The organism is Methylobacterium sp. CCH5-D2, assembly GCF_001556475.1.
In the GTDB taxonomy this organism is placed as follows: Bacteria; Pseudomonadota; Alphaproteobacteria; order Rhizobiales; family Beijerinckiaceae; genus Methylobacterium; species Methylobacterium hispanicum.
Genome location: NZ_LSIX01001161.1, coordinates 1 through 1,014 on the forward strand (window position 1 = coordinate 1; position 1,014 = coordinate 1,014).

The 1,014-nt window shown below is 74.9% G+C and carries 1 protein-coding gene and 1 pseudogene; both read right to left on the bottom strand.

Going from position 1 to position 1,014, the window contains the following annotated elements:
- Positions 1 to 90: 90 nt before the first annotated feature.
- The gene (locus AX737_RS31470) at positions 91 to 876 is read right to left on the bottom strand and encodes an N-acetylmuramoyl-L-alanine amidase (protein ID WP_066928152.1); all 786 of its coding nucleotides are present in this window, start codon (positions 874 to 876) and stop codon (positions 91 to 93) included.
- Positions 873 to 1,014, bottom strand: a pseudogene (locus AX737_RS36625) (molecular chaperone DjiA); the annotation flags it as partial. The pseudogene AX737_RS36625 and the gene AX737_RS31470, both read right to left, overlap by 4 nt.

The window sequence follows — 1,014 nt, forward strand, 5'->3', positions numbered from 1 at the left end:
TCTGAAAGGTCATACCCCTCACCCCAACCCTCTCCCTATGGGAGAGGGGGCGCGGGGCGGTTCCAGTGGCGATCTCGGAGACGACCCCCGTCATATGCGATCGCCCTGGCCCGGCAGGGCGGCGATCAGGTCGCGCAGCGTCGTGATGGTCGAGGCGTCGGCGACGCCGTCCACGCGGGCGGGGCGGAAATGCCGCTGGAAGGCGGCGACGACCGCTTGCGTGCGGGCGTCGAACACGCCCGTCACCGGCTGGTCGTAGCCGTAGAGGCCGAGCATCGCCTGCAGGGCCTCGATCGGCTGGCCGGCATCGCCCCGGGCGAAGAAGCGCCCGTCCCGGATCGGCACGGGCGGCACGAAGTGCCCCACGCCCTCGGCCGCGAGCCGGGCCCAGGGAAAGACCTCGCCCGGATCCTCCTTGCGCTCGGGCGCGACGTCGGAATGGGCGAGCACCCGCTCGGGCGGGATGGCCCAGCGCGCACAGAGGTCGCGCGCCAGCGCGGTCACCGCCGCCACCTGCGCCTCCGGGTAGGGCGGCAGGCCGCCGACATGCCCGGGATGGACGATCTCGATGCCGAGCGAGCGGGAGTTGACGTCGCGCTCGCCCTTCCAGGCGGCGGCGCCAGCGTGCCAGGCGCGGCGGGCCTCCGGAACCATCTGGGCGACGGCACCATCCTCGAACACGAGGTAATGCGCCGAGACCTCGGCGCGCGGATCGCGCAGCCGGGCGACGGCGGCCTGCGCGCTCTCCATGCCGGTGTAGTGCAGGATCAGCATGTCGGGCCGTGGGACGGCCGCGCCGTCGGGCCCTCCGCCGCGGCGCTCGCCGTGGTTCGGCGAGGGCAGGACGCGCCGCGCAACCGGGCTGTCGGGCGTCACCGGAGGCCCCGCTCGGCCGCGATCCGGTCGTAGGCCGCGTTGATCGCCGCGAGCCGCCTCGTCGCGATGGCGATCGCCTCGGGCGGGAGGCCGCGGGCGATGGCGCGATCCGGGTGGTTCTCCGCCACGAGCCGGCGG